The 20867-nt window shown below is 58.4% G+C and carries 22 protein-coding genes; 8 read left to right on the forward strand and 14 right to left on the reverse strand.

Annotation, left to right across the window (positions count from 1 at the left end; genetic code table 11):
• The first annotated feature begins 42 nt into the window (after positions 1-42).
• Positions 43-294: a hypothetical protein gene (locus II896_00715; protein ID MBQ4443166.1), complete on the forward strand. Its 252-nt coding sequence runs from the start codon at positions 43-45 to the stop codon at positions 292-294.
• A gap of 63 nt (positions 295-357) precedes the next feature.
• Here the strand turns inward: II896_00715 and lysS are convergent, their stop codons facing one another.
• From lysS to II896_00730, 3 genes are read right to left on the reverse strand one after another with little or no spacing between them, the layout of a single operon-like run.
• On the reverse strand, positions 358-1845 hold the full coding sequence (gene lysS / locus II896_00720) for a lysine--tRNA ligase (protein ID MBQ4443167.1): 1488 nt from the start codon (positions 1843-1845) through the stop codon (positions 358-360).
• Between the two features lie 9 nt (positions 1846-1854).
• Complete coding sequence (greA, locus tag II896_00725) at positions 1855-2322, reverse strand: transcription elongation factor GreA (protein MBQ4443168.1); 468 nt, start codon at positions 2320-2322, stop codon at positions 1855-1857.
• Between the two features lie 51 nt (positions 2323-2373).
• Entirely contained in the window at positions 2374-3399 is a 1026-nt protein-coding gene (locus tag II896_00730; GenBank protein MBQ4443169.1) for an SIS domain-containing protein, read from the reverse strand.
• Between the two features lie 261 nt (positions 3400-3660).
• Between II896_00730 and metG the strand changes: the two genes are divergently transcribed.
• The 5 genes from metG (at position 3661) to II896_00755 (ending at position 8976) form a co-directional block, all read left to right on the forward strand.
• On the forward strand, positions 3661-5604 hold the full coding sequence (gene metG, locus II896_00735) for a methionine--tRNA ligase (protein MBQ4443170.1): 1944 nt from the start codon (positions 3661-3663) through the stop codon (positions 5602-5604).
• Positions 5604-6368, forward strand: a complete 765-nt coding sequence (locus II896_00740; protein ID MBQ4443171.1) for a TatD family hydrolase — start codon at positions 5604-5606, stop codon at positions 6366-6368. Before metG ends, II896_00740 begins: the two co-directional genes overlap by 1 nt.
• On the forward strand, positions 6365-7198 hold the full coding sequence (gene rsmA / locus II896_00745) for a 16S rRNA (adenine(1518)-N(6)/adenine(1519)-N(6))-dimethyltransferase RsmA (GenBank protein ID MBQ4443172.1): 834 nt from the start codon (positions 6365-6367) through the stop codon (positions 7196-7198). Before II896_00740 ends, rsmA begins: the two co-directional genes overlap by 4 nt.
• A 96-nt stretch (positions 7199-7294) precedes the next feature.
• Positions 7295-8506: a peptidase T gene (gene pepT / locus II896_00750; protein ID MBQ4443173.1), complete on the forward strand. Its 1212-nt coding sequence runs from the start codon at positions 7295-7297 to the stop codon at positions 8504-8506.
• Complete coding sequence (locus II896_00755; protein ID MBQ4443174.1) at positions 8503-8976, forward strand: low molecular weight phosphotyrosine protein phosphatase; 474 nt, start codon at positions 8503-8505, stop codon at positions 8974-8976. The genes pepT and II896_00755 overlap by 4 nt, the downstream gene beginning before the upstream one ends.
• A 72-nt stretch (positions 8977-9048) precedes the next feature.
• On the opposite strand, the gene II896_00760 is transcribed toward II896_00755, so the two are convergent.
• Together II896_00760 and II896_00765 are read right to left on the reverse strand one after the other, a co-directional pair.
• Positions 9049-9855 (reverse strand): Mrp/NBP35 family ATP-binding protein, encoded by an 807-nt coding sequence (locus II896_00760; protein MBQ4443175.1) that lies wholly within the window; start codon positions 9853-9855, stop codon positions 9049-9051.
• A gap of 78 nt (positions 9856-9933) precedes the next feature.
• Positions 9934-10392 (reverse strand): hypothetical protein, encoded by a 459-nt coding sequence (locus tag II896_00765; protein MBQ4443176.1) that lies wholly within the window; start codon positions 10390-10392, stop codon positions 9934-9936.
• A gap of 133 nt (positions 10393-10525) precedes the next feature.
• Here II896_00765 and II896_00770 point away from each other — a divergent pair, with 133 nt between their 5' ends.
• Together II896_00770 and II896_00775 are read left to right on the forward strand one after the other, a co-directional pair.
• A complete protein-coding gene (locus II896_00770; GenBank protein MBQ4443177.1) occupies positions 10526-12061 on the forward strand; it encodes a WG repeat-containing protein in 1536 nt (511 codons plus the stop codon).
• Positions 12058-12867: a ParB/RepB/Spo0J family partition protein gene (locus II896_00775; GenBank protein ID MBQ4443178.1), complete on the forward strand. Its 810-nt coding sequence runs from the start codon at positions 12058-12060 to the stop codon at positions 12865-12867. Before II896_00770 ends, II896_00775 begins: the two co-directional genes overlap by 4 nt.
• 63 nt (positions 12868-12930) lie before the next feature.
• Here the strand turns inward: II896_00775 and II896_00780 are convergent, their stop codons facing one another.
• From II896_00780 to II896_00820, 9 genes are all read right to left on the reverse strand, one after another.
• Positions 12931-13785, reverse strand: a complete 855-nt coding sequence (locus tag II896_00780) for an RnfABCDGE type electron transport complex subunit B (protein ID MBQ4443179.1) — start codon at positions 13783-13785, stop codon at positions 12931-12933.
• 10 nt (positions 13786-13795) lie between these two features.
• Entirely contained in the window at positions 13796-14398 is a 603-nt protein-coding gene (locus II896_00785; protein ID MBQ4443180.1) for an electron transport complex subunit RsxA, read from the reverse strand.
• A gap of 1 nt (position 14399) precedes the next feature.
• Complete coding sequence (locus II896_00790) at positions 14400-15071, reverse strand: electron transport complex subunit E (protein ID MBQ4443181.1); 672 nt, start codon at positions 15069-15071, stop codon at positions 14400-14402.
• Positions 15068-15682, reverse strand: a complete 615-nt coding sequence (locus tag II896_00795) for a hypothetical protein (GenBank protein MBQ4443182.1) — start codon at positions 15680-15682, stop codon at positions 15068-15070. The genes II896_00790 and II896_00795 overlap by 4 nt, the downstream gene beginning before the upstream one ends.
• A complete protein-coding gene (locus II896_00800) occupies positions 15679-16740 on the reverse strand; it encodes an RnfABCDGE type electron transport complex subunit D (GenBank protein MBQ4443183.1) in 1062 nt (353 codons plus the stop codon). The genes II896_00795 and II896_00800 overlap by 4 nt, the downstream gene beginning before the upstream one ends.
• Positions 16737-18038 carry an electron transport complex subunit RsxC gene (rsxC, locus tag II896_00805; protein ID MBQ4443184.1) on the reverse strand — a complete coding sequence of 434 codons (1302 nt, stop codon included), beginning with the start codon at positions 18036-18038 and terminating at the stop codon, positions 16737-16739. The genes II896_00800 and rsxC overlap by 4 nt, the downstream gene beginning before the upstream one ends.
• Positions 18039-18078: 40 nt before the next feature.
• The gene (locus II896_00810; protein MBQ4443185.1) at positions 18079-19194 is read right to left on the reverse strand and encodes an FAD:protein FMN transferase; all 1116 of its coding nucleotides are present in this window, start codon (positions 19192-19194) and stop codon (positions 18079-18081) included.
• A 124-nt stretch (positions 19195-19318) separates the two neighbouring features.
• Complete coding sequence (locus II896_00815; GenBank protein MBQ4443186.1) at positions 19319-19930, reverse strand: UDP-N-acetylglucosamine pyrophosphorylase; 612 nt, start codon at positions 19928-19930, stop codon at positions 19319-19321.
• A gap of 8 nt (positions 19931-19938) precedes the next feature.
• Positions 19939-20805 (reverse strand): NTP transferase domain-containing protein, encoded by an 867-nt coding sequence (locus tag II896_00820; protein MBQ4443187.1) that lies wholly within the window; start codon positions 20803-20805, stop codon positions 19939-19941.
• Between the last annotated feature and the right edge of the window lie 62 nt (positions 20806-20867).

A 20867-nucleotide genomic window follows, 5' to 3' on the forward strand; every position in this document is an offset into this window, starting at 1 on the left:
ATGGTGATACAATGAACGTATACTGAAAAGGAGGCACGAACTATGGATATCAAACAATTTTACAAATGGTTCAATCAACAAAGCGTTTTGCTTAAAGTGATTTTGTTAATCATTCCTTTCGTAGGTTGGGTAGTGGAATTGCTTGTCCGTGGTACCCGAATGATCGACAAGAAGGACACCTTGAGCATCGTCGTGTTCATTTTGTTCCTCGTCGTCGGCTGGGGTTGGTTCCTCAACCTCATCGACATCATCTACATGATCATTTCCGGTCACCTTATTTTGGCGGACGACTGAGAAAGTCAAACGAACGAAAACAGCGCAACCCGTGTGGTTGCGCTGTTTTTCGTTTGAAAATAATTACTTTTTGAGGGGTTTCATCGTGGGGAACAACAAGACGTCCCGAATGGACGCGTTGTCCGTAAACAGCATCACCATGCGGTCGATGCCGATGCCCATACCACCCGTGGGGGGCATACCGTACTCCAACGCCGTGAGGAAGTCCTCGTCCAGCATCTGCGCCTCGTCGTCGCCGGCTTGCCGCGCCCTCACTTGCGCCATAAAGCGTTCGCGTTGGTCCAAGGGGTCGTTGAGTTCGGAGAACGCGTTGCCGAATTCGTGTCCCAAAATGAAGAACTCAAAGCGCTCGGTCAGGCGTTTGTCGGTGGGCTTTTTCTTGGCCAAGGGGGAAATCTCCACGGGGTAGTCGGTGATGAAGGTGGGTTGCACCAAAGTCTCTTCCACGTAGGCGTCGAACAACTCGGCCAACGCCTTGCCCCAACTGAGGTTGGGGGCCAACTCCAGCCCTTTCTCCTTGACGGCGGCGTACACGTCCGTGACGGTGGACGTCATAAAGTCGATGCCCGTCCGCGCCAACACGGCCTCGGCCATCGTCATACGCTGCCATTCGCCCGCGATATGGATCTCGGTGCCTTGGTAGGTGATATTCTCGGTATTCAGCACGTTTTTGGCGATGGAGTGGAACAGGCCCTCGGCGATGTCCATCATCGTGTGGTAATCGGCGTACGCCTGATACAATTCGACCGTAGTGAACTCGGGATTGTGGGTGGTGTCCATACCCTCGTTGCGGAATTGACGCCCGATTTCGTACACCTTTTCGTAGCCGCCCACGATGAGGCGTTTGAGGTGCAACTCGGTGGCGATACGCATATACATATCGATATCGAGGGCGTTGTGGTGCGTGATGAAAGGACGCGCGTTCGCGCCGCCGGGAATGGTGTTGAGCATAGGCGTTTCCACTTCCAAAAAGCCCAACCCGTCGAGGTAGCGGCGCACTTCCGAATTGATGCGACTACGCAAAATGAACGTGTTTTTGACCTCGGGATTGGAGATGAGGTCCACGTAGCGCATACGGTATCTTAGGTCGGTATCTTTGAGACCGTGGTATTTCTCGGGCAGCGAGCGCAGGGCTTTGCTCAACAGCACTACCTCGGTGGCGTGCACGCTGATCTCCTGCGTTTGGGTTTTGAACACGATGCCCTTTACGCCCACGATATCGCCGATGTCCATCTGCTTGAAATAGCGGTAGGGCTCCTCGCCCACGTCGTCGCGGCGCACGTAGAATTGCAGACTGCCTGCCCCGTCCAAAAGGTGCGCGAAAGAGGCCTTGCCCATCACGCGCTTATTGGTCATACGCCCCGCCACCACGACTTCTTTGCCTTCCAACGCCTCGTAATTCTCTTTGATTTGGTTGGAATCGTGCGTTTTGGGAAAGGTGGTGATTTCGTACGGGTCTCTACCTTCGGCGACCAGGCCCTGCAGTTTTTCCAAACGGACGCGGCGCGCCTCGTTTTGTTCTAATTCTTCGTTGAAGATCTCGTCAGGCATAGTTGCTCCTTATTTGCCTACGCGCACGATGCGGAAGGTCGAGGTGCCGGCGGGTGCTTTGACTTCCACTTCGTCGCCCGCTTTCTTGCCGATAAGGCTTTGCCCCAAGAGGGATTGGTTGCTGATTTTGCCGCTCATAAAGTCGGCTTCGACCGTGCTGACGATGGACACTTCCATCTCGCTTTCCATATCTTCGTCGTACAAAACGACGGTGGAGCCTACCATCACGACGTCCGAATCCGCGCTCTCCAGAATGCGGGCGTTGTGCAGCAACTCCTGCAATTCCTTGATGCGATCTTCCACGCGGCCTTGCTCGTCCTTGGCGGCGTCGTACTCGGCGTTCTCGCTGAGGTCGCCGAACTCACGCGCGATCTTGACCGCTTCCACGGTTTGGGGACGCTTCACTTCGACGAGGTAATTCAATTCTTTTTGTTTTTCTTCGTAACCTTCTTTGGTCAGATAAACGATTTCTGCCATATTTTCCTCCTAAAAGGGTGTATTCTTTCGCCTGCGGCGAACAAAACGATATTATTTGGTGATGGTGACGCGTTTGAGATTTCGAGGGAAATCGGGATCCAAGCCTTTCTCCACCGCGACGAACATGGCGAAGAGGTGCACGGTCATACCGTACACAAAGGCCGACGTCACGATATTGGTGGAGGGCATCTTCATGCCTTCCTTGGCGTAGTCCAGCACGCGGTCGCTATCCGAGAAGATATAGAGATTGGCACCCAACAAATTGGCGCGGGTGGCGATATCGTAGTAGTTTTCCGCACACTCGTTTTCGGGGGCGAGCAACACCACGTTGACGCCTTCTTCCAACAGGGCGAAGGGGCCGTGCATAAAGTCGGTGATGGAGTAGAACTGCGAAAAGCTGTAGCAGCATTGGTTGAATTTGAGCGCCAACTCCTTGCCGATACCCTGCATAATGCCGCGCGACAGCACGATGAACTCCTTTTCGTCCTTTACGGCGCAAGCCATACGGCGGATAGCCGGCACGGCGTCGATGATGGTTTCGAGGGCTTGGGGCACTTCTTTGAGTTGGTCGAGGTAACTATTATTGCCTGCCAGACACGCGGACAGTTGGAACAAGACCGCCAACGCCGCGGCGAACGTCTTGGTGGCGGCGACCGCCGTACCCGTACCCGCCGAGAGGTCCAGGGTGTAGTGCGCCGTTTGAGCCAAAGGCGAGGTGGGCTCGTTGGTAACGGCCACGGTGAGGGCCTTTTGTCTGCGGGCGTTGTCCATCACGGCCACCGTGTCGATGCTTTTGCCCGATTGGGAGATGGCCACGACCAAGTGGTCGCAGTAGTTGACCTTGGCGCCGTACATCGTCACCACCGAGGGGTGGGCCGTGCCGACGGGAATACCCGTCAGTATTTCGGTGAAATACTTAAAGCAGAGGCCTGCGTTGTCGGACGAGCCGCGGCCGATGACCGTAATGTTCTTGATACCGCGCGCTTTGACCTCGCGGGCGATTTGCAGGCTCGTCTTCAGGTTGACCGCCAAAGCCTTGACGATGACTTCGGGCTCGGAAAATAATTCTTGTTGCATCAACATAGCGTATAGTTTCCTTTATACTGATTTATTGTATTATATAGCAACCCCCCTCGAAAAAGCAAACGAATTTGCCCCCAAATAGGGGGCATTTCGCGCTGTTTTTGCGAGAATATCCGCATTTCGGGCTATTTTTGCTTGCCGCCGCCCACTTTTCGACGAGAGTAGGGCAAGCGCTTGCCAACGCGCCGCGGGCGTGATATAATATTTGTACTGCCTATTGGGCATATCCCTTTCATTCGGGGAGAAGGAGTTAGTATGGACAAGAAACCCTATTATATCACTACCGCCATCGCCTACGCTTCCGCCAAACCGCATATCGGCAACGCCTACGAGATCGTCTTCGCCGACGCTTTGGCCAGATGGAAACGGTGGGAAGGCTACGATGTGTTTTTCCAGACGGGCACGGACGAGCACGGCGAGAAGATCCAGCTCAAAGCCGAGGCCAAGGGCGTCAGCCCCAAGGCCTACGTGGACGAGGTCAGCGCGACCATTCAATCCGTGTGGCGTTCGTTGGGCGTGGAATGGGACAAGTTTATCCGCACGACGGACGAGTACCACGAGCGGCAGGTGCAAAAGATGTTCCGCAAGTTCTACGAGCAGGGCGACATCTACAAGGGCGCCTACGAGGGGTGGTATTGCACGCCTTGCGAGAGTTTTTGGACGGAGAGCCAGTTGGTGGACGGCAAGTGCCCCGACTGCGGCCGCGAGGTCAAGAAAGCGCAGGAAGAGGCCTATTTCTTCCGTATGAGCAAGTACGCGGACAAGTTGCTCGCCTACTACGAGGCTCACCCCGAGTTCATCACGCCCGCCTCCCGTCGCAACGAGATGATCAACAATTTCCTCAAACCCGGCTTGCAGGACTTGTGCGTGTCGCGCACGTCTTTTACGTGGGGCATTCCCGTGGACTTCGACGCCAAACACGTCACCTACGTTTGGCTGGACGCTTTGACCAACTATATCACGGGTATAGGGTACGACGCGGACGGCTGTCACGACGAGAAATATCGCCGCTATTGGCCCGCCGACGTGCACGTCATCGGCAAGGATATCGTGCGCTTCCACACCATCTATTGGCCCATCTTCCTCATGGCGCTGGGCGAGCCTTTGCCCAAGTGCGTGTTCGGGCATCCGTGGCTGTTGTCTTCGGGCGGCAAGATGAGCAAGTCTTTGGGCAACGTGCTCTATCCCGACGATATGGCCGAGATATTCGGCTGTGACGCGGTGCGCTACTATCTATTGTCGCAGGTGCCGTTCGACAACGACGGGCTGGTGGCACTCGATATGCTCACCGACGTATGCAATACGTCTTTGGCCAACGTGTACGGCAATTTATTGAGCCGCACGGTGGCGATGTGCCGCAAGTATTTCGGCGGCAAGGTCGTGGACAAGGGTGTGGCGGAGCCCGTGGACGAGGAACTCAAGGCGGTGGCCACCGCCGCTTTCGCCAAGGTGAAAGCCAAGGTGGAGGAGTACCGTTTCGCCGACGCGTTGAGCGAGATTTTCGCGGTGTTTACCCGCGCCAATAAGTATATCGACGAGACCGCGCCGTGGGTGCTTGCCCGCGACGAAGCCTCGATGGACAGATTGTCCACCGTGTTGTACAATTTGGTGGAGGCCTTGGTCATCGGCACTTCTATTCTTAGGCCGTTTTTGCCCTCTACCGCGGACAACGCCTTGGCGCAACTTGGTGTAGCGCCCCGCGCCTTTACCGACCTCGGCGAGTGGGGGTTGTATCCCTCGGGCAACGAGGTCAAGGAAGGCGAAAAACTGTTCGTCCGTATGGACGGCAAGGACGTGGAAGCCAAGTACGCCGAGATTATGAAGAAATACGAGCCGAAGGAAGCGCCCAAGGCCGAAACGCCGGCCAAGCCCACAGTGGGCATCGAAGATTTCGCCAAGTTGGATTTGCGCGTGGGCAAAGTGTTGCATTGTGAGAAACTGCCCAAGGCCAAGAAACTGTTGGTCAGTCAAGTGGATCTGGGCGAGGAGAAGCCGCGCACCATCGTCAGCGGCATCGCTTTGTACTACACGCCCGAGGAGATGGTCGGCAAGACCGTCGTGGTGGTGGCCAACCTCGCGCCCGCCAAGTTGTGCGGCGTCACGAGCGAGGGCATGATTTTGTGCGCCACCGACGCCGAGGGCAAGGTCGTTTTGGTGTCGCCCATAGCGGACGTTCCCGCGGGCGGCGAGGTGCGCTGATGTACTTCGACGCGCACGCCCATCTGGACGACGAGAAGTTTGATGGGGATATTGCCGAGGTGTTGCCCACCATCGTAGCGGCGGGGGTAGAGGGCGTGGTCAACGCGGCCTGTGACCTCAAAAGTTGCCGTACGTCGGGGGCTCTATCGCGCCAAGTACCTTGGATTTGGTGTACGGCGGGGGTGCATCCGCACTACGCCGACGAGGTGACGGCGGACGCTTTGGCCGAGGTCGCCCGCTTCGCCGCGAACCCCAAATGCGTGGCCATCGGCGAGATAGGGCTCGACTATCACTACGATTTCAGCCCGCGCGACCGCCAAAAGGCGGCGTTCGCGGAGCAGTTGGCTTTGGCGCACGCGTTGCACCTGCCCGTCGTGTTGCACCTTCGTGAGTGCTACGGGGACGCCAACGAGATCTTGCTCGCCAACCGTTCGCTCCTTACGGACGGCGTCTTGTTGCATTGCTACGGCGGCTCGGCCGAGTTGGTGCGCGACGTGTACAACGGGTTGGATTGCTACTACAGTTTCGGCGGGGTGGTCACCTTCGCCAAGCACAAAGACGAAGTCTTGCGGGAGATACCCGCCGATAGGCTTTTGTTGGAGACGGATTGCCCGTATATGACGCCCGTGCCTTTGCGCGGACAGCGCAATACGCCCGCCAATATCCCTTTGGTGTGCCGCAAAATTGCCGAATTGTTGGGCGAGGACGAGACCGAACTCGCCCTTCGCACCACCCGCAACGCCAAGCGTTTTTACAGACTATGAACGTCAAGGATATCCTCAACGCCAACGATTTCACTTTCAGCAAGCGGTTCGGTCAAAACTTTTTGACGGACGGCAATCTGCTTGCTGCCATCGTCGCCGACGCGGGCGTCACCTCGGAGGACGTGGTGCTCGAAATCGGTGCGGGCGCGGGCACGTTGACGGCGGCTTTGGCGGCCAAAGCCAAAGAAGTGGTCGCCTACGAGATAGACCGTAGGCTCGAGCCAGTCCTTCGCCAAACGCTGGCCGATTGCGACAATGTAGAGATCGTCTATCAAGATTTTATGGAAGCCGACTCGGACGAGTTGCGCCGCCGCTTCGCCCACGCCAAGGTGGTGGCCAATCTGCCTTACTACGTCACCACGCCCATTCTCATGCGGTTGTTGGAAGAGGGCATAGGCGACAGCGTCACCGTCACCGTGCAGAAAGAGGTTGCCGACCGATTGACCGCCGAGCCAAATACCAAGGACTACGGCAGTATCACGGTCAAGATAGATTTAGTGGGCGAGGCCACTACGTGCCGCGTGGTAGGGCGCAATATGTTCTACCCCGTGCCCAACGTAGATAGCGCGGTGGTGCGCATAGACCGAATCGAAGGCAAATACGCGGACGCCTATCCCGCGCTTTCCGCTCGCATTGCCCGCGCCGCCTTTGCCATGCGCCGCAAGACCTTGGTCAACAACCTAATGGCGATAGGCATAGCGCGCGACGTGGCCGAGCGGGCGCTCCAGGCGGTTGGCTTGCCCCTCACCGTGCGCGGCGAAGCCTTGGGCGCCGAGACCTACGTCAGGCTTGCGGCGGCTTTGGTCGAAGAGGGCGTGTGTGCCCAATAGCCCACCACGTATGGGGTTATTGGATACCATCGCCCGCAAAATAATCGTCAATACTATATAATCTACGCGCGATATTGCGCCCTATAGGAGAATAATATGAGCGACGTCACCGAATTGTTTTTGCAGTACGTAGGGTACGACACCACTTCCCAAGAGGAGTCGGACACCTTCCCCTCCACTTTGAAGCAGTTGGACCTTTTGCGCCTTCTCAAATCGCAGTTGGACGAGATGGGGCTTGCGGCCGAGATGGACGAATGGGGGTACGTCACCGCCACTTTGCCCACCAACCAATCCGCCCCCCAACCCGCCGTGTGCTTGTTGGCGCACGTGGACACTTCGCCCGCCGTGTCGGGCAAAAACGTCAAGGCGCGCGTGGTGGCGTACGGCGGCGGCGACGTCGAGTTGGCGGGCGGCTACGTTTTGTCCCCCGAGAAGTACCCGCACATGAACGATTACGTGGGGCAACACCTCATCGTGACCGACGGCAGCACCCTTTTGGGCGCGGACGACAAAGCGGGTGTCGCCGAGATCATGGCCGCTCTGCGGTTTTTGCTAACGCACCCCGAGGTCAAACGCCCCACCATCCGAGTGGCTTTCACCCCCGACGAAGAGATCGGCGCGGGCATGAATCACTTCGACGTCAAGAAGTTCGGTGCCGACCTTGGCTACACGGTGGACGGCGGCAAATTGGGCGAGATCAATTACGAGTGCTTCAACGCCGCGGCGTGCAAGGTGCGCGTGGTGGGCAAGAGCATTCACCCCGGCGACGCCTATGGCAAGATGGTCAACGCGGTGGACGTGTTCTGCGAGTTCCACATGGCGTTGCCTTTGGACGAGCGCCCCGCCACGACCTACGGCTACAAAGGGTTTTATATGGTGGACGAGGTGGCGGGCAACGTGGACGAGGCGGTGGCCAAATACATTCTCCGCGACCACGACAAGGCCAAATTGGCCGACAAAAAGGCGTTCGTGCAAGGTATCGCCGACCGCTTGAACGTCAAATACGGCTACGAAGCGGTGCAGTTGGAAATTCGCGACCAATACGCCAATATGGCGTTTGCCGCCGACGAGCACCCCGAGTTGGTCGCCAATGCCAAGGCGGCTTTCGAGGCGGTGGGGGTTGTGCCTTTCGTCCAACCCATTCGAGGAGGTACGGACGGCGCGGCGTTGACCTATCGCGGGCTTCCATGCTTCAATCTGTCTACGGGCGGCCACAATTTCCACGGTCGCTACGAGTATATCCCCGTCGAGAGCATGGAGAAGATGGTGGATATGTTGGTCGTGTTGGTGGGCTTGTTCGTGCGATGAGAAGCATCGTTTTCGTTTGTCACGGCAATATCTGTCGCAGTCCCATGGCCGAGTTCGTGTTCAAGAAGATGCTAAGGGAGCGCGGCATCGAGGGCGTGCGGGTGGAGTCCCGCGCCACCTCGGACGAGGAGATATGGAACGGGGTAGGCAATCCCATCTATCCACCTGCCGCGAAGACCTTGCGCGCGCACGGCGTGCCGTTCGACGGCGACAAACGCGCCCAACTGCTGACGGCGAGGGATTGCTACGAGTTCGACTTGGTGGTGGTGATGGACGACAACAACCGCCGCAACCTCATCTGGACGTATCCCGAGATGGTGGCCAAAGTCACCAAACTATTGGACTTCGCGGGCGGCGGCGACGTGGCCGATCCGTGGTACACGGGGGATTTCGAGACGGCCTGCCGCGATATAGAGCGGGGGTGCAAGGCCATTCTGGACAGCATAGGCGCTTTGCCCAGATGGCGTTAATAAAGCGAAAAAGGATAAAAAATCGGCCGTTGATGAGTATCAGCGGTCGGTTTTCGTTTGGTTTTCGATGGATTACAGCACGTCGATGAGGTCGGCGAGTTCGTGGTGCTCGGTAAATTCGATGACGCCTTGGTCGCAGTCGGCGGCAAAAGCGGGATCGATGGGCAACCGCGCGATATGCTTGATGCCGTACTTCTCGGCGATGGCTTCGAGATGGCTTTCACCGAAGATGGCGTGTTGCTTGCCGCAGTCGGGGCAGGTGAAGTAGCTCATATTCTCCACCAACGCCACGACGGGCACCTTCATCGCCTCGGCCATTTTGACCGCTTTTTGCACGATCATACCCACCAACTCTTGGGGACTCGTCACCACGATGATGCCGTCCACCGGCAGAGATTGCATCACGGTGAGGGGCACGTCGCCCGTGCCGGGAGGCATATCCACGAACATATAGTCCACGTCCTGCCATATCACGTCCGTCCAGAATTGTTTGACCACGCCCGCGATCATCGGTCCGCGCCAAATAACGGGATCGGTGGGGTCGTCCAGCATATTGTTGACGCTGATGATTTGCACGCCGCCTTGGCTCGTCACGGGCAGGATGCCCTCGTCGGTGCTCATAGCCGGCTCGTTCGCGCCGAACATCTTGGGAATGGACGGACCGGTAATATCCGCGTCGAGAACGGCCGCGCGGAAATTTTTACGCTGTGCCTCTACCGCCAATAGGCCCGTCACGAGGGACTTGCCGACGCCGCCTTTGCCGCTGACGACGGCGTAGACCTTGTCGATGGTGGACAGCACGTTGGGTTGCTCTTTCTCGATGCCCGAGGGGCACTTCGACGAGCAGTTTTCGCAATCGTGGTTGCATTGTTCGCTCATAGTAGTCTCCTTTTTTGTAGTATGTCGAGGGCGTCGACGCCTATCCTATGGTATCGAATACCCCCATACGTATATGGTTTAATGTGCCGATAGGTGCTCGTGCAGGTCATCTAACAGGCGTTCGAGGTCGGCCTTGGACAGACACAGGGTATATTCCTCCCGTTCGTTCAGTCCGCGTATCGCCACCAAGGTGATTTGGCCGCACCCCATCTTGTCGTAGATCTTCGAGGGCTTGGTGCGATAACTTTCCATGCGTTGATAGGCGAAGTGATGCACCTTTTTGCCGAACACGCCGTCCGTAATGACGAGCGCGTCGCCCGCTGGGTTGTGTCCGACGCGTACCTTTGCGGTGTTGACGGTGTTGTAGAGCATAGCCAGCACGACGAGGACGACGATGGGGACGTACAGCGTGTACCATCGTATCTTCCACAGGTATTGGGTAAGGAAAGACAGCCCTACCGCAACGGCAAGGATGCTCACCGCGTATATCCAGCGCATGACCAACGCGCCCCAATGTGACCGAAGATTCAATTCCACCTTTTCATTATACCACCTATCCCGCCAAAAGGCAACGGTTCAAGCGGATTTGGGCGGAATACCCGTTCGCGCGAAAAGTCGAATAACGCAAACAAACTGTTCAAAACCAATCAAAGTGTGCTATACTGTATATATGAAAAAGACGGCCTTGCTCCTTGTCCTCGTTCTATTGCTCTCGGTAGCGTTCGCTTGCACGCCCAAATCCGTGCAAAGTTTTACGGTAGAGGCGGGCAAAGCGGCTTTCGTGCAAGAAGAAAACGCGCGTCCCACGCGAGTGACCGCCACGGTCGACCTGCCCGCGGGCAAGTCCTTCGTCGCCGATTGGGGCGAAGCGGGCGTGTTGGTAGCCGACGTCATGGACGAGGAAACGGGCGCCGCTTTGTACGGCGTATGGCGGGACGGCGCGTACCTATTGCCGTGTACCTTCCGTCGCGTCGACTACGCCGCGCCCTACTACGTGGCGCAATACCGCGATATGGAGTCGCAAGGCATAGAAGTGTACGACCGCACGGGCCGAATGCTCGTCGGTTCGCAGGATACGAGCGCCCGCGTCGTCGTGGTTTCGGACGAATACTTCGCGCTCTATACCACCCAAAACGCCCAACTGTTCGACGCCGAGGGCGAGGCCTACTTCGGCGAGGGCATTATGCAGCCCACCGAGAGCGTGTCGGCGTGCGGGCAGTACGTCCTCACCATAGATACGGCCCTCGGCAGTTGTCGCGTATGGGACGGCAAGAACGTGCTAAGACGCCGTTTTTACGAGCAAGACGTGCGCTACGTCGCAGCCTATATCGACGGGCGGTTTTTTGTGACTGCCCTCGGCAAAGGCACCCAAAACAACTATACCTATATCGAAAAAACCGCAGACGAAACCGTCTATATGCGCCAAAGAGCCTGGTGGTACTATCCCGAGACCGACGTGTTGGAGCCAACGACGATCGATTACGTGCTGCTGTCCGTCGTCAACGCCTGTACGGCGGGCGTAGACGCGACCTCGTGGCGGACTTACGGGCTCAACGAGGGCTATTCGGCGGCCGTGGTGGCCGAGCTCGACCGCGATAAGGTACACGCGGGCGAACGTTACTATGTGCTCGACAAGGACGCCCGACCGGTGGTGCGCTATCCCGTGGACGTCAATCCCACGGCCATTCGCTTCCGCGACGACGTGGGCTTTGCCGGCTCGTCCCTCGTTTCGGGCGCGGCGGCTTTGTACGACCTTGCCTGCAATATGCTGTGGCAAAAGAACGACCGCCGCTACGCCACCATGCGTTGGCAATGGGGGCGGCTGGTGGCGTCCTATCGCGAGGACGGGCGCACCCTCTACGGCGCGTTCGACGCAGAGGGCAGCGTGGCGGTGGACTTCGTCTACGACTATATGTCGCCCTACTTCGGCGACAGGTGCGCGGCCAAGACGGACGGGCGGTACGTTTTGCTCGATGGCGCGGGAACCCCCCGTACGTCCATCGAAATTGCGTGTCCCGAGCATTGGTTGGGCTACGGTGTGTACGCTTTCCGCGCGGGCGCGTCGGTAGGCGTAAAGAACTTCGCCGAGGAGACGATTGTCGCGGCGGAATGGGACGAATTGACCGCTATCGGCAGGAATGCCGACGGCACTTTGTATATCGTAGCACGAAAGGGGGATACCCAACGGGTATTGAGGATACAATGAACGAACTTATCTACATCAACATGGACGAAATCGTGCCCAACGCTTCACAGCCTCGGGCCACGTTCAGCGAAAAGTCGCTCGTCGAATTGGCGGACAGCATCCGCGCGCACGGCGTATTGGAGCCTATTTTGGTGGTCAAAGCGGGCGCGGGCTACAAAGTGATCGCGGGCGAGCGCCGCTATCGGGCGGCGTGCATCGCGGGGCTTACGCGCATTCCCGCCATCGTCCTCAAAGCGGGCGAGCGGGAGTTGTGGGAGATCGCCATCGTGGAGAATCTCCAACGTCAAAACCTCAATCCCATCGAAGAGGCGCAGGCCATTCAGGCGCTCATCGAGGTGCACCACCTCACCCAGCAGGAGGCCGCCGAGACCTTGGGGCGCTCCCGCCCCGCCATCAGCAACCTCTTGCGCATACTCACGTTGCCCTTGGACGTGCAGGAATTGGTGCGGCAGGGCAAGTTGAGCCAAGGGCACGCCCGCGCGTTACTCACCTTGAGCGATCCGCAGAAGATCGTCGTCATGGCCAACCTTTGCGTAGAGAACAAGTGGAGCGTGCACGCCCTCAACGAGGAGATTGCCCGCGCCAACGCCAAGGGGCAAAAGAAGAAGAGCAAGGTCAAAAAAGCGGAGCCCAAGCAATCCATCGAAATGCGCGACTTCGTAGAGGATATGGAACGCGTCTTTCAAATGCCCGTCAAGGTCAAGGGCGACGGACATCGCGGCACCCTCACCCTTCACTACGGCAGTTTGTCCGACCTACAGCGCCTCTATAATATCATCGAAGAACTCAAAAACACACCGCGCTAAGGTGTGCGGCAACAAAAACGGGCGACGGGAAACAAATCCCGACGCCCGTTTTTTCGTTGGCGACTATTGTTTGATCTCTTTTTCGGGCAAGGCGTTGTCGTCCGTCCGCTTGATACAATGGCGGGGGCACTTCTCCACGCAGGTCATACAGCCCGTGCACTTCGAGTAGTCGATGACGGGCAGGTTGTCCACCATCGTGATGGCGCCCGCGGGACATTTGCGCGAGCACATACCGCACCCGATACAACCCATTTGGCAGAAGGACATGGTCTCTTTGCCCCTGCAATGGGTACGGCAGGCGACGTACACTTTGGCCGAGGCGGGGATGCGGTCGATGCAGTTTTTGGGGCAGGCGTTGATGCACGCGCCGCACGATAGACATATTTCGCGCCGCACGAAGGCGATGCCGTTTTCGCGCACCGAGATGGCGTCCACGGGGCACACGCTCCCGCAGGTGCCGCCGCCCAAACACGCCGTCGCGCATATCTTGCGGCCGCCCTGGTAGACCATTTGGTTGGTACAGCCGGGATTGCCGATATAGTCGAACTTGTCCGCGGCGAGGTCGCCGCCCGAACAGCGCACCACGGCCACCGTGGCTTCTTCGGCCGTGAAGGGTAGCCCCGCTATCTCGGCGATGACGGCTTTGGCCTCGTTGGAGGTGGCTTTGCAGTCGTTGAGTTCGGCTTTGCCGCACGCTAAGCATTTGGCGAAGTCTTCGCAGCCCGTGTGACCGCAGCCGCCGCAGTTGGCGCCCGCCAGTTGTTCCAGTATTTTGAGGACTTTTTCGTCCTCGTGAACGCGGCATATTTTGGTGACGATGAGGATGAGGATGGCAAAGACGATGGCCAACCCCGCTATGATGCCCAATACGATGCCGACAGACGCCCAATTAACGGCTTTTGCAAGTATAATATCCATACGACACCTCCTACAGCGATATCAAGTTGAAGACGTAGAACGCCATGGCCATAAAGGCGGCCGTCACCATCGTGACGGGGTAGCCCTTGAGGCTCTTGCCGGGCGACAAGGCGTCCACTTTGACGCGGAGGCCGCTCAAAATGACGATAGCCACCGTGAAGCCCACGCCCGCGAAAAGGCCGTACAGCACCGCCACGCCCAGCCCGGACGCGCCGACCATCGCCAACATAGAGCCCTTGTCGATGACCATTTCGGCCACGCCCAGCACGGCGCAGTTGGTAGTGATGAGGGGCAGGTAGATACCCATCGCGCGATACAAAGGCGGCGCGAATTTCTTGATGAACTTCTCGAGCATTTGCACCAAAGCGGCGATGACGAAGATGAAGATGATGATTTCCAGATATTGCAATCCCAGCGGCACCAGCACGTAGGTGTACAGAGGATAGGTGATGAGGCAGGTAATCATCATCACCACCGTTACCGCCACGCCCATGCCCACAGCGCTCGACGTGGACTTGCTGAGGCCGAGGAAGGGGCAGATGCCCAAGAATTGCACGACGACGAAGTTGTTGACGAATACCGCCAATATGACGACCATCATGAAAGTTCCCATACTACTTCGCCTCCTCTTGCGCCGTCTCTTCGGGCGCTACGATGTATTTTTTCTCGAACGCGACTTTGTGGAAGTGGCTCTCCACCTTGGTGTACACCAGGTTGAACAACGCGATGCACAACCCGTACACGAAGAAGGCGCCCGCCGACGAGGAGAAGAACTCGATGCGGAAGTCCCACAGGGTATAGCCGAATAGTTGTCCCGCGCCCAGCACCTCGCGGATGATGCCCATAAAGGTCAGCGCCCAGGTGAAGCCCAATCCCGTGAAGAGGCCGTCGAAAGCCGAGTTGAGGACGGGGTTTTTGCTGGCGAAACTCTCGGCTCTGCCCAATATGATGCAGTTGACGACGATGAGCGGCAGGTACACGCCCATCGACTCGTATAGCGAGGGAATGAACTTGTCCAGAAGCATACGCAGCAGCGTGACGAAGGTGGCGATGATCAACACGAACGCGGGGATACGTACCTCGTTGGGAATGACTTTGCGCAAGGCCGATATGATGACGTTGGCGAAGATAAGCACGAACGTCACGGCCAATCCCATACCGATGCCGTTCATCGCGGCGGTGGTCAAGGCGAGGGTGGGGCAGGTGCCCAGCACCAAGCGGAAGGTGGGATTGTTGCGCAGCAAGCCGTCCGTTCCTATTTTTCTGATATCTGCGGGTTTAATCATTGTGCACCCCCTTCGAGCGATTTGACGTAGCGCAACGCGGCGTTTAGGGCGTTGTTCAACGCGTCCGACGAATAGGACGCGCCGCCCTCCACGTGGTTGAACGCGTCGCTGCCGCGATAGGCCTCGCTCGACAGCAAGCCCTTGGTAAATTTGCTCATGAGCGTTTGTTTGTCGTACTCGGCGACGCTCACGTTATCTATGCTGACGAACGCGCCGTTTTCAAACTTGGCGACGCACCACACGGATACCGAGCCTTGCTTGTAGCCTTGGAATCCCGTGGCCTTGACGAGATAATTGCCGTCCGCCAAGCGGTACACGTTGTCGATATGGCCGCCCAACTCCACCGTGGCGCCCTTGCGGTCTTTGCCGTCATATTTGTAGAACACCTGTTCGGCCTCGGGCTTTTGCATTTCTGCCTCTACGTCGTAGACGGTTTCGTACTCGATTTCCGTGCCGTAGATGCTCTTGATCGTGCGCGCCACGCGCTCGTCGGGCGACACGAACAACAAATCGTTCATAATGCTGAGGAGCGCGCCCGCGACGAGGGCGATGCACAGCAGCACCACGATGCACAGGAAGGTTTTGCTTTTGAAGAACGCTTTTACGGTCATTGCGCGTCACCCTCCTTCGCCTGTTTCGCCTGCTTTTTGGCGGCGGATTTGGCTTTTATCGCCTCGATCTTGCCTTTGACCACTTCTTTGACGGGCGCGGCGCCGAAGGGTCTCGGACGGATATACATATTGAGCAGAGGCACCACGAGGTTCATCAACAGAATGGCGAAACTCATCACTTCGATCTTGGTGCCGAAGCGCAGTAACGCCGTAATCACGCCCAATAGGAAGTAGTAGACGTAGGACGCGTACTTGTTGTTGGGGCTGGTGACGTAATCGGTGGCCATAAAGACGGCGCCCAGCAAGAGGCCGCCCGACAGGATGGACGGCAGGAAGTAGGCGATATCCTTACCCATGGCGCAACTGACCAAGCCGCACACGGCCACCACGATGACGGGCCATTGCCACTTGACGATGCGGCGCACGACCAGATAGACGAAGCCGACCAAGATGGCCACTTTGCACGTTTCGCCGATACAGCCCATCACGCCCGTGCCGAGGAACAGGTCGAGGTTGGACACGCCCAAAGCGCCCACGCCGTTGCCCAAAAGGGAAGTGAGCGGCGTGGCCTCGCCGACGACGGTGTTGCCCAAGGGGGCGAACGCAGGCGCCATCCAGCCCGACACCATGGGGCTTTGGAAGGAGATAAAGGCGAAGACGCGCCCCGCCACGGCGGGATTGACCACGTTTTTGCCCGTGCCGCCGAAGAGCATTTTGGCTACGCCCACCGCAAAGACGGCGCTTAAAAGGGGAATATAGAAGTATTTGTACTCGAAGGCGGGCAGGGACAAGCCGAGTAGCAGGCCGGTGACGCAACTCGAAAAGTCGAATTGCTTGGCTATCTCTTTGAAGGATTTTTTCTTGCAGAGGAGCCATACCCACTCGGTCGCCACGGATGCCGCGACGGAAATGACCAAAGTGACCGCCGCTCTCGCGCCGAAGTACACCAAGCCAGCTACGGTGGCGGGCAACAGCGCCAGCAAAACTTCCAGCATTATGCCCTTGGTCGTGCGTTTTCTGCGCGTGTGCGGGGTGCCGCTTATTTGCACGGTGTTCACTGTTTCTGCCTCCTTTCGTTGAGTTTTTGTTTGCACAAAGCGATGCTTTGGGTGAGGGCGCGTTTGGCGGGGCAAACGTAGGCGCAGCAGCCGCAACTGATGCAGTTGGCGACGCCGCCGAACTTGGCCGCCAAATCGTACTCGCCCGCTTGCGTGTAAAAGTCGATTTGCATAGGCAATAGATTCATGGGGCACACGTCCGCGCACGCGCCGCAATTAATGCACGCGTTGGGCTCGCTGACGTCTATCTCTTCGGGCAACAGCATCAAAAAGCCAGACGAGGTCTTGGTGGTGTAGACGTCCGTGCTGGCCATGGCGGGGCCCATCATCGGGCCGCCCGACACGAACATGGCCGCCTCGGGTTTGGCGCCGCAGTCCTCGCGGATGGCGCCGAAGTTGGTGCCGAATTTGACGAGGAGATTCTTGGGGTGGACGCAACCTCTTCCCGACACGGTCATCACGCGCTCGTAAAGGGGTTTGTTCAACTCCACCGCTTCGTAGACCGCGAGGGCGGTGGCCACGTTCTGCACGACGCACCCCGCGTCCGCGGGCAGTTTGCCCACGGGCACTTTGCGGCCCGTACAGCTGAAGATGAGGTGCTTCTCGCTACCCATCGGGTAGGCCTTTTTGAGTACGACCACTTGCATATCGTCGTATTTTTCAAATAGCGCGATGCAGTCGGGCTTATTGGCCTCTATGCCCACGTATATCTGCGTCACGCCCAAGGCTTTGGCCAGCAGGCGTATGCCCGCCGCCACGTCCTCGGTGCGCTCTATCATCAAGCGGTAGTCGCAGGTGAGGTAGGGCTCGCACTCGGCCGCGTTGATGACCAACGCGTCCACCGCGGTGCGGGGGCTCAACTTGACCTCGGTGGGGAAGCCCGCGCCGCCCATGCCCACTATGCCCGCCTCGCGGATACGCGCCTTGACGGTCGCGGGTTCGCGGTCGGCCAAAGGCTCCAACTCCATCTTGCGGTAGTGGTGGTCGTTCTGAATGACGATGTAGTCGGATTCGGTACCGTTGATATTTTTGCGTTTTTCCACGCCCATCACCGTGCCCGACACGCTCGAATAGATATTGGCGCCGATGTAGCCCGCTTCTTTGGCTATCAGTTGCCCCATATACACGTCGTCGCCTTGGGCGACCGTGGGCGTAGAGGGCTTGCCGCTGTGCTGTTGCACGCAAATAGCCACGATATCGGGAGCGTCCAATACCTCTATGGGCACGTCCTTCGACAGGTCTTTGTTGTCGGGGACGTGTATGCCCTTTGCAAAATACTTTCCTTTTTGCGCTTTCATTTGAACTCCTTGTATCTATGCGGCGGTTGCCCGCTCGCGTTTATTCGAGATGCACGGACAGGTCGTCCGCCGTACTGTATACCGCCAACCCGTCGTCCGTGCGGTACACGGCGACCACGCGGATGCCGTTCGCCTTGGCGTATTCGCCCGTGGCGAAGGCTTTGAGCCTATCCAATCCGCCCACCGTCAGCGCGGTGGACAGCGCGTCGCCCATACAGGCGTTGGGGGACAGGACGGTGACGGACAGCAAGTCCCCGTTCGCGGGCCGTCCCGTAGTGGGGTTGACGAGGTGCGAATAGCGCACGCCGTCCACCACGTAGTAGTTTTGGTAGTCGCCCGAGGTGGAGGCCGTGAGATCCATCGCCGGCAGGGTGCAGTAGGTGGGGTTGGTTTCGGTTCCTCTGGGGTGGGTGAGTGACAAGTCCCACGCCGCGCCCTTTCGATTTTTCAATAACAGCAGGCTGCTTGCGCCGAAACTTATATAGCCTTTGTCCACGCCGTGTGCGCGGCAGTAGTCGCGTATGCGGTCTACGACGTAGCCTTTGGCTATCCCGCCCAAGTCCACCCGCGCGTAGTAGGTCACGCCCTCGACGGTGGTGGCCGTGCCGTGTTTCACCAAGGCGTAGTCGTCCGTTCCCTCCGTGTGTATTTGCTCGATTTTGCGCATATCCGTCAACTGACGGAATGCCGCCACGTACCGTTCGTCGGGCAGGGGGAGCGCGCCGTCCTCGGTTTTGGCGCGGTCGTAGGGTGCCGTTGCGCCCTCTTTGCGGGGCAGGAAGCCCCACAAATCGACCAACCAATACACGGTGGGGTCGTACAGACCTTGGGTGAGGTCGTAGGCCTCTTTCGCCTTCGTCATTACGTCGTAGGTCAGGGCCGAAACGGGCACCGTTTCTTCGTCCGCGGCGGCGTTGAATCGCGCGATGTCCGAAGCGTCGTCCGTGACGTCCACGGCGCGTTGCACCTCGGCGACGAGGGTGCGGCAGTAGGCTTCCAACTCCGCGTTTCGCGCATAATCCACCACCTGTAGCACCGAGCCGAGCCCGAACACCGAATAGGATTGCCCTTGCGGCGTACAGCCCGCCGAGCAAACGCACGACGCAAGTATTACGAGCGTTACGCCCACCAATGCCCAATAGCCGACTTTACTCATACGTTTATATCATAGAATATCGCGCGCGAAAAATCAAGACCAAGCGCGTATTTTGTGTCGTTTGGGACAAAAAAAATTGCGCCATAGGCGCAATGAAAAAGCGACCGTCTGCGGTACGGCGGTGTCAGTCGGCGGGAATATACCCTTTGACCGACCGCAAGGGGCGCACCTTGCCGTGCGCCGCCAACACCGTGCCCGGGTTGAGTACGGCGTTCGCGCCCACTTCGGCGAAGTCGCCCACCAATGCGCCCAATTTGCGCAGGGTAGTGGGGTAACGTACACCCCCTATTTGCACCGCGACGGGGGCGTTGTCCTGGCGCAGATTGGATAGTATCACCCCCGCGCCGAGGTGCGCGTAGGCGCCCAGAACGCTATCGCCCACGTAGTTGAGGTGCGCCACCGTGGCGTGTGACAGTAATATCGTGTTTTTGAGTTCGGCGGCGTGCCCGACCACCGCGCCTTTGCCCACGTAGTTGGCGCCTCTCAGGTAGGCGTGGGGCTTGACGACCGCTCCTTCCGCAATGATGCACGGGGCGGACAAACGCGCGTCCTCGGCTATCCGCGCGGTGGGGTGCGCCCATATCTGCAACCCGATTTGTTCGTATTCGGCGGGGAGAGAGCGGGCGAGGTCTATGAGGGCGGCTTCGAGGTCGGACAGCACTTCCCACGGCAGTCCCGCCACGAGGCGGACGGCCATCGGTTCGTCCGACGCTTGCCAAAGATCGTAGAAATCCATACGCTATGTTATGCCCACAGGTGGGGCGGATATTCGCCCGCACGACGAAGTTTGGCGATGGCCGCCCGCACGCGGCGCAGATCTTCGGCGTAGGTCAGGCCGTACCAACGGCTCTTGGCCCGTACCACTTTGAAAAGGCTGTGCGTGCGCCCCACGAACTCGCTTATCACGTCGCCCAGATAACATTCGGGACGGGCGTTTTGGGCGAGGAAGGTGGCAAAGCACTTGGCGGCGGTGGGCACGATGGCGGGCTGCATGGCATAGAGGTTCATATTGACCGCGGTATTCTCGCTCACGTAGCGGCGGCAGGTGTCGTCCTCCGCGTACAGTTTGCCCACCGCGTCGCGGCATAGGGTGCATTCGCATATCCCCACGAGTTTATCCTTTTCGGTCAGGCAGATACCTCGGTGCACGGGCGTTCTCGCCACCGTTTTCCCTGCGGGATAGACCACGCAGCCGAATTCGCCCATGGCGGATAGGTCGACCGCTTGGGCGATGGCCTCACGGCCGTAGAAGTCGTCCGCGTTCATCACGACGAAGGGTTCTTTGAGTCCTTGCGCTCCGCACAAAAACGCGTGTCCCGTGCCCAAAGGCGGGCAATCTTCGTCGAAGCCGTACACGGCGGGCGGCGTTTGTTCGACGTACTCGACGGACAATTTTCCCCCTATACGTACCCCCACCGTTTGCGCAAAACGCGCCGCGTTTTCTTTCGCCACCACGATTACGGCGCGCGTTACGCCCGCTCTTATAGCGTCGTACAAGGCGTAGTCGACCAAGGTGCATTCGTCCTCGTCTACCGTCGCCAATTGCTTGTCGCCAGCTTGGTGCCCGCCGAAGCGTTTGCCCCAGCCTCCCGCCAAAATCAATGCTACCATATAGATAGCGTATGACGGGCGCCATACAAACGTGACGGGACAAAAAAACGGCCTCGACAAGA

This window comes from Clostridia bacterium (assembly GCA_017394805.1).
Taxonomy (GTDB): Bacteria; Bacillota; Clostridia; order Christensenellales; family CAG-1252; genus RUG14300.

What these genes read in the sequence shown, in the direction of transcription:
- II896_00715 (MBQ4443166.1), top strand. Translation starts at nt 43, where the DNA reads ATGGATATCAAACAATTTTACAAATGGTTCAATCAACAAAGCGTTTTG.
- lysS (MBQ4443167.1), bottom strand. Translation starts at nt 1,845, where the DNA reads ATGCCTGACGAGATCTTCAACGAAGAATTAGAACAAAACGAGGCGCGC.
- greA (MBQ4443168.1), bottom strand. Translation starts at nt 2,322, where the DNA reads ATGGCAGAAATCGTTTATCTGACCAAAGAAGGTTACGAAGAAAAACAA.
- II896_00730 (MBQ4443169.1), bottom strand. Translation starts at nt 3,399, where the DNA reads ATGCAACAAGAATTATTTTCCGAGCCCGAAGTCATCGTCAAGGCTTTG.
- metG (MBQ4443170.1), top strand. Translation starts at nt 3,661, where the DNA reads ATGGACAAGAAACCCTATTATATCACTACCGCCATCGCCTACGCTTCC.
- II896_00740 (MBQ4443171.1), top strand. Translation starts at nt 5,604, where the DNA reads ATGTACTTCGACGCGCACGCCCATCTGGACGACGAGAAGTTTGATGGG.
- rsmA (MBQ4443172.1), top strand. Translation starts at nt 6,365, where the DNA reads ATGAACGTCAAGGATATCCTCAACGCCAACGATTTCACTTTCAGCAAG.
- pepT (MBQ4443173.1), top strand. Translation starts at nt 7,295, where the DNA reads ATGAGCGACGTCACCGAATTGTTTTTGCAGTACGTAGGGTACGACACC.
- II896_00755 (MBQ4443174.1), top strand. Translation starts at nt 8,503, where the DNA reads ATGAGAAGCATCGTTTTCGTTTGTCACGGCAATATCTGTCGCAGTCCC.
- II896_00760 (MBQ4443175.1), bottom strand. Translation starts at nt 9,855, where the DNA reads ATGAGCGAACAATGCAACCACGATTGCGAAAACTGCTCGTCGAAGTGC.
- II896_00770 (MBQ4443177.1), top strand. Translation starts at nt 10,526, where the DNA reads ATGAAAAAGACGGCCTTGCTCCTTGTCCTCGTTCTATTGCTCTCGGTA.
- II896_00775 (MBQ4443178.1), top strand. Translation starts at nt 12,058, where the DNA reads ATGAACGAACTTATCTACATCAACATGGACGAAATCGTGCCCAACGCT.
- II896_00780 (MBQ4443179.1), bottom strand. Translation starts at nt 13,785, where the DNA reads ATGGATATTATACTTGCAAAAGCCGTTAATTGGGCGTCTGTCGGCATC.
- II896_00785 (MBQ4443180.1), bottom strand. Translation starts at nt 14,398, where the DNA reads ATGGGAACTTTCATGATGGTCGTCATATTGGCGGTATTCGTCAACAAC.
- II896_00790 (MBQ4443181.1), bottom strand. Translation starts at nt 15,071, where the DNA reads ATGATTAAACCCGCAGATATCAGAAAAATAGGAACGGACGGCTTGCTG.
- II896_00795 (MBQ4443182.1), bottom strand. Translation starts at nt 15,682, where the DNA reads ATGACCGTAAAAGCGTTCTTCAAAAGCAAAACCTTCCTGTGCATCGTG.
- rsxC (MBQ4443184.1), bottom strand. Translation starts at nt 18,038, where the DNA reads ATGAAAGCGCAAAAAGGAAAGTATTTTGCAAAGGGCATACACGTCCCC.
- II896_00810 (MBQ4443185.1), bottom strand. Translation starts at nt 19,194, where the DNA reads ATGAGTAAAGTCGGCTATTGGGCATTGGTGGGCGTAACGCTCGTAATA.
- II896_00815 (MBQ4443186.1), bottom strand. Translation starts at nt 19,930, where the DNA reads ATGGATTTCTACGATCTTTGGCAAGCGTCGGACGAACCGATGGCCGTC.
- II896_00820 (MBQ4443187.1), bottom strand. Translation starts at nt 20,805, where the DNA reads ATGGTAGCATTGATTTTGGCGGGAGGCTGGGGCAAACGCTTCGGCGGG.